Annotated in this window: 6 protein-coding genes; 5 read left to right on the plus strand and 1 reads right to left on the minus strand. The window is 27.5% G+C overall.

The features are described 5' to 3' along the window. Positions 1-24: 24 nt before the first annotated feature. The gene (locus J4403_00185) at positions 25-1,338 is read right to left on the minus strand and encodes an APC family permease (protein ID MBS3166610.1); all 1,314 of its coding nucleotides are present in this window, start codon (positions 1,336-1,338) and stop codon (positions 25-27) included. Positions 1,339-1,415: 77 nt separating this feature from the next. Here J4403_00185 and J4403_00190 point away from each other — a divergent pair, with 77 nt between their 5' ends. The 5 genes from J4403_00190 to J4403_00210 form a co-directional block, all read left to right on the plus strand. Then, a complete protein-coding gene (locus J4403_00190; GenBank protein MBS3166611.1) occupies positions 1,416-2,426 on the plus strand; it encodes a tyrosine--tRNA ligase in 1,011 nt (336 codons plus the stop codon). A 6-nt stretch (positions 2,427-2,432) separates the two neighbouring features. Next, on the plus strand, positions 2,433-3,809 hold the full coding sequence (locus J4403_00195; protein MBS3166612.1) for a TldD/PmbA family protein: 1,377 nt from the start codon (positions 2,433-2,435) through the stop codon (positions 3,807-3,809). Then, the gene (locus J4403_00200) at positions 3,806-5,080 is read left to right on the plus strand and encodes a TldD/PmbA family protein (protein MBS3166613.1); all 1,275 of its coding nucleotides are present in this window, start codon (positions 3,806-3,808) and stop codon (positions 5,078-5,080) included. The genes J4403_00195 and J4403_00200 overlap by 4 nt, the downstream gene beginning before the upstream one ends. 32 nt (positions 5,081-5,112) lie before the next feature. Beyond that, a complete protein-coding gene (locus J4403_00205; GenBank protein MBS3166614.1) occupies positions 5,113-5,895 on the plus strand; it encodes an arginase family protein in 783 nt (260 codons plus the stop codon). 30 nt (positions 5,896-5,925) lie between these two features. Then, positions 5,926-6,277: hypothetical protein (locus J4403_00210; GenBank protein ID MBS3166615.1), on the plus strand; the 352-nt coding region annotated here is incomplete at its 3' end.

The raw sequence follows: 6,277 nt of genomic DNA on the forward strand, positions 1-6,277 counted from the left end.
TTTTTTCGAGAGGCTGAAAACAGTTTAATTAAATAGATTATTAATATCTTGCATTAATCCATCTTTTTTATTTTCATTCTTCGAATTATTTGCTATATTTATAAGGAACTTTTTAATGAATAGTAATTCTTTTGAATCAACAGATGATTTTATTAGATTAATTATATTTGTTAATTCTTCATAGTTTTTACAGGTTACAAAAAAGACTGCAAGATCTCTATCAAATCTAGCTTTATGATTCTTATAAATATAACTCCAAGTTTCTTTTAAGATTTGGGTTTCTTTAAAAGTATCATAAAATTTGTATAAAATATTTCTTTGTTTAAACTGAATACAATAATAATTAACAAATTTAAGTCTTTCATTACTAGATTTCATTCTAATTGCTCTTAATATTGTATTTTCTTTCACAGTTTGGTGTTTATTATTTAGATTTTTAGATTTTTCAGTCACATCAATTACTTTATCTTTTTTATCTAGTTTTTCAAGTACTTCACGAACTTTTTTAGTCGCTTCATCAGCTATTTTTCTTAAATCTTCAGGAGTTCGAGGTTCTTCTGTTTGATTAGGTTGGTGTATAGATTTTTGTTTCGGAGGATTATTTTCTCTAGGTCTAGAATTATTTTGAGGTTGTTCTGGTTCTTCTTGAAGCTTCGGATTTTTTTGATGGTTGGAGTTTGTATGATTTAGAGTTTTTGGTCCAGAAGTAAATAATTTTATTATAAAATAGATAATGCTAATCAAGAGATAAATTACAAAATAAGCAAGAACTCCTTTGATCCATAGTGAAATATTTGTTTTTTCCATGGTTATTGAGATTATTACTAAAAGTAATGAAGCAAAAAGTAATTTAACAAAATAATCAAAACTAGTTGGTGGAATTATTACTCCATTTTCCTTTTTTTCTTTAAAAACTACAAAACCATATAATGCCATTAACAATAAAACTGTAATTATACTAAATAGGTCAATGTATAATTGCATTATGTTTAATGGAATAAAAACTACACTCAAGATTGAAAGTATTAGTGCAATAATAGTAGAAGTTTTTTTATCATTTTTTTTTGAGTAGAATTTTTCTTTATCTTTTAATAAATCTTTGAGATAATTCCCTAAGATTAATTGATAAATTGTAAACAAAATTACTGCGAGGCCAATTTTTAACATAACTACTTGTGAGTTTCCTAAAACATCAAAAAATGAAGCGAAAATTGAAATTATTTCTTGAATTCCTAGAGGAATGGAGTCTAAAACATAAGATTGGGCTTTTACTGTTAGAGTACAAAGAATAATACTAAAATTAATTAGAAGACTATATTTTAAGCTCTTTTTTAACATAAATAGACTTAAAATTGACTTTTATATAAATTTTATGCAACAATATGTTTATATATTTCTGGATTTTTAGGTTGAATATGGATATTAATCAAAAAATTGAGTTAATAAAACGAAATACTCAAGAAATTGTGGGGGAGGATGAGTTAAGACAGATTTTAAAGAAGAGGGATTTAGTTGTATATTTAGGAACTTCTATTACGGGGAGGCCACACGTTGGTTATTATTTTTGGGTGAGAAAGGTTGCTGATTTTCTTGAAGCAGGATGCAAGGTTAAGATTTTATTGGCAGATATTCATGGGATGCTGGATGATTTGAAAACACCTTATGACATGTTGAAGATAAGAACTGAGTATTATAAAGAATGTATTTCTGGAATGTTGGAATCTTTAAATGTAGATACTAAGAAATTGGAATTTGTTGTTGGCAGTGATTATCAATTAGATAAAAAATATATGCTGGATGTTTTGAAATTAGCTTCTTTAAGCACTTTTCATGATTGTAATAAAGCTGCATCAGAAGTTGTAAGATTTGGAGAGAGTCCTAAACTGGGGGGATATATTTATCCAATAATGCAGGCTTTGGATGAAGAATATTTGAAAGTTGATGCACAATTTGGTGGTGTTGATCAAAGAAAAATAATGATGTTTGCTAGGGAGAAGTTACCTTTACTTGGATATAAACCTAGAGCAGAAATAATGACTCCTATGTTGCCGAGTTTAGTTGGCGGTAAGATGAGTAGTTCTGAAGCTAAAGGCAAAATTGATTTATTGGATCATGAAAGAGAAGTTGAATTTAAAATAAATTCTGCTTATTGTGTTACTGGAGAGATTGAAGATAATGGTTTATTGATATTTTTGAAAAATGTAATTATGGTTGAAGATAAAAAGATAGATATACAAAGACCTGATAAATTTGGTGGTAATAAAACTTATAATAAATATTCTGAGATTGAAAAAGACTTTAAAGATGGTAAATTGCACCCTATGGACTTTAAAAAGCTTGTTGCTAATGAGATAAATGGTCTTTTGAGTATTGTTAGAAAGAGATTTAAAGGTAAAGAAAATTTAATAAAGCAGGCCTATCCTTAAGTGTATATGTTTGATAAACTGAATCATTTTTTTGGGAAGCAAGATAATAATCTTAGATATTGGGATTTTAATTCTGAAAGTTTAAATTCTGAAACTATGATTATAAATAATTTAAATATTAATCTTTTAAATAAAAGTTTTGTTAGTGGATTTTCAATAAGAGTGTTGTATAAAAATGCGTGGGGTTTTTCTTTTTCAAATAATTCTGATGATTTGCTTATTATTGCAAAAAAAGCTCTGGAAAATGCAAAGAGTACTTCTTTATATACTAAAAGGAAAGTTGAAATAAATTTTGATGAAGTTTGGAAAGATGATGCTGAATTTAAGATGAAAAAAAATCCTTTTGATATTAGTTTAGATGAAAAGAAGAAAGTTTTTCTTAATATAAATAGACAGACTTTAAATTTTAATAAAAAAATAAAAAGTTCTGAGATAGGATATAGATTCGTTTCTTCTGAAAAAGAGTATTGTAATTCTTTAGGTTCTGAAATAAAACAAAAAATTCCTGAAACTTATTTCGGGATTAGTTTGACTGCTAAAGATGGAGATAAAGTTCAAAGTTATCCGTTTAGAGTTGCTCTAACTAAAGGTTACGAAGTTTTAGATAATATTTATCCTAGAATTGATGAAGCCAAAAAACAAGTTATAAAGCTGCTAAATGCAGAAACTCCTAAAGGCGGAAAATATAATGTTGTTTGTGATGGTGGAATGACTGCAGTTTTTATTCATGAGGCTTTAGGACATGCTACTGAGGCTGACTCAGTTTTGCAAGGTGGAAGTTGTTTAAAAGGAAAGTTAGGGAAAAAAATTGCATCTGAATATGTAGAAGTTCATGATCAAGGAAATATAGATAATGATTATGGTGGCTATATTTATGATGATGAAGGTGTTAAGGCAAAAGATAATATCCTGATTAAGAAAGGAGTCTTGGTTAAGTATTTAACTTCAAGAGATACTTCAAAACAATTTAATTTACATTTGAGTGGAAATGCAAGAATAGATTTTCCGAGTTTTCATCCAATAGTAAGAATGAGTAATACTTACATAAAAGAGGGAGAGTATAAAGTTGACGAACTTCTTAAAGAAATGAAAGAAGGAATTTATTTGAAGGGAAGTTATGGTGGTGCAGTTGATACTTTGATGGGTAATTTTCAGTTTTCTGCTGTAGAAGGTTATAAAATTTCTAAGGGTGAAATAAAAGAACCTTTGAAAATGGTGACTTTGGGCGGAAAAGTATTGGAAACTTTACATAATATTCAAGGAATTTCCGATAAGCGTGATAAAGACTTTCCAGGGCATTGCGGGAAGCGTGGACAAAGTGTAAGAACTGGGGGGTATAATCCCCATATTTGGATAAAAAAAGCTTATGTTGGTGGAAAATGAATGTTAATAATTTGATTAAGTATGGAATCAGAAAAGGTGCTGATTATATTCAAGTAAATAATATTAAATCAGATATTCAAAAAATAAATATTAGTGAAAATTCTTTTAATCAAATAACTACTTTAAAACAAGAAAGTTATATTATTAGCACTTGGGTTAATAAAAAAAGAAGTGTGGTTACTTCTAATAAATTAAATGAAGAAGTTGTGGATAATGCCGTAAAATTAGCAAAATTATCTAAATCTGATGAATATTTTTTTGGTTTGCCTAGTAAAAATAAAAAAAATAATGTTAAGGGAATATATTCTAAAAAAATTGCTGATGCAAGTAGCGAAGATATTGCAAAAGCTGTTAAAGATTTTCTGAATAAGACTAAAAAAATAAAAATAACTGAAGGAGATTTTAGGTTGGGAGTTAGAAGTTCTTTTGTTATAAATTCTGAGGGTGTAGATTTAAATGAAAAGACAACAAGTCTGGTTTTTGACGTTGATGTAGGCTATCATAAAAATGGAAAAATTTCTTCTTATTTTGATATGGCAGTTTCTAGAGATTTTATTAAACTTGATCAATTTGCAAAGCACATAACTGATAAAACCTTGTTTTATCTTAATAGAAAAGAGTTTAAAGCTGAAATTGATGGTGTTGTGTTAATGCCTGATGTTTTAAATGGATTGTTTGAAGATGCTTTATCCCATAATTTTAATGTTATGAGTTTGAAAAATAAAGATGGGTTATTTGAAAAAACAGGTTCTAATATAATTTCTGAAAAGATAAGTATAACTGATGATGCAAAACTTGAAAATGGATTTAGTTCTTACGGTTTTGATTATGAAGGAAATTTGTCTCAAAGTACTAAAATTGTTGATGCCGGTGTTTTTAAAAATTTTATTACAAATTATAATTTATCTAAATGTTTTAAATTATCCAATACAGGAAATGCAGGTGTAACTTCACCTAATTTTTCTAATATTATTTTAAATGGAGAGGGTGTGAAAAATATTTTTGAGTATGGGAAAAGGTTTTTAGTTGTTGACGGGATTTTAGCTTCACATACATCTAATGATATTACAACTGAGTTCTCTGTTAAAGCGGGACATGCTTATTTGTTGGAGAAAAATAAGAAAATACCTATACATGAAGCTATGTTATCGGGAAAGTTTGTTGATTGTTTGAAACAGGTTCATGGATTTTGCTTTGAAGAACAAGAAAAAGGTGGGTTTATTTCTAAAGCTTTATTGTTTGAGAAAGATGCTGTGAATGTTATTAAGTAAGATTTTTAAGCTAATTGTTATTTTTCTTAGTTATGAAGGTTTTGACATTTAAGAGTTCACAAGGAGCATTAGGTAAAGTTGGTAGTGAGAAGGCTCCTGAGTTGGTGTTAAAAGAATTAAAGGAATTATATTTGTCTGAAAGTGGAAGAGTTTTAAATGTTGAGAAATTTGATGTTGAAGTTGATAATTCTAATATTTTTACAAGTGGAGAAAACTTAGAAATTGCATTTAAGAAAAATTATTCACATTCAAGAATAGTTGTAGTTGGTGGAGATCATTCTATGACTTATTTTTCTTTTAAGGCCTTTGCAAGTAGAGAAAATAATTCGGGTTTAATTATATTTGATGCACATCCAGATTGTATGGAGAATTTTAAAGTTACACATGAAGATTTTGTGAGAGTTTTAATTGATGAAAATATTTTAAATTCAAAGAATATAATTTTAGTTGGTTTGAGAAATTGGCACAAAAATGAATATGCTTATTTAAAATCTAAGAGGATAACGTATTTTACTATGGAACAAGTTTTTAATGATTATCAAGATGTTTGTGATACGATAATGGAGAATATTAGAAGTTGGGGTAATACTTATGTTAGTGTGGATATAGATTTTTTAGATCCTGCTTTTGCGCCTGGAACAGGTTATTTAGAAGCTGGTGGTGCTTCGACTAGAGAGTTATTATATTTTTTAAAAAGAATTAAAATGATCAATTCTGTAAAAGCGTTTGATTTAGTAGAGATAATTCCTGATAAAGATAAAGAAGGAATTACAGTTAAAGCGGGTGCAAAAGTATTAAGTGAGTTTTTAAGTTAGTTTTAAAAGCTTTACGCGCTTTTTATTATTATGAATAAATTTTTACCAAATAATCCAATCGAAAATGTAAATTTAGAAAAATATAAGCATATAGCCAGTTTTACCTATCCAGATATGTTATATAAAGGAGATAATTTAGGAAGAAATATTGTTGATATTATAAATAAAGATTTTAAAGGAACTCCTGCTGCTTTTAGTAAATCTGAAATTCAAGATATAGCTGATAGTGGTGTAATTAAATATTCAAATTTTTATAGAGCCGCTATAATCTCCAAATATTTAAATGAAAATAAAATAACTAATTTACATTTATTAGGATTAAAAGAACTTATTCAATATATTCAAACAAATAAAATTCCTGAATTAAGTTCAACTTATGCAG

Source organism: Candidatus Woesearchaeota archaeon (genome assembly GCA_018302225.1).
Taxonomy (GTDB): domain Archaea; phylum Nanobdellota; class Nanobdellia; order SCGC-AAA011-G17; family JAGVZY01; genus JAGVZY01.

What these genes read in the sequence shown, in the direction of transcription:
- J4403_00205 (MBS3166614.1), top strand. Translation starts at nt 5,113, where the DNA reads ATGAAGGTTTTGACATTTAAGAGTTCACAAGGAGCATTAGGTAAAGTT.
- J4403_00200 (MBS3166613.1), top strand. Translation starts at nt 3,806, where the DNA reads ATGAATGTTAATAATTTGATTAAGTATGGAATCAGAAAAGGTGCTGAT.
- J4403_00190 (MBS3166611.1), top strand. Translation starts at nt 1,416, where the DNA reads ATGGATATTAATCAAAAAATTGAGTTAATAAAACGAAATACTCAAGAA.
- J4403_00195 (MBS3166612.1), top strand. Translation starts at nt 2,433, where the DNA reads ATGTTTGATAAACTGAATCATTTTTTTGGGAAGCAAGATAATAATCTT.
- J4403_00185 (MBS3166610.1), bottom strand. Translation starts at nt 1,338, where the DNA reads ATGTTAAAAAAGAGCTTAAAATATAGTCTTCTAATTAATTTTAGTATT.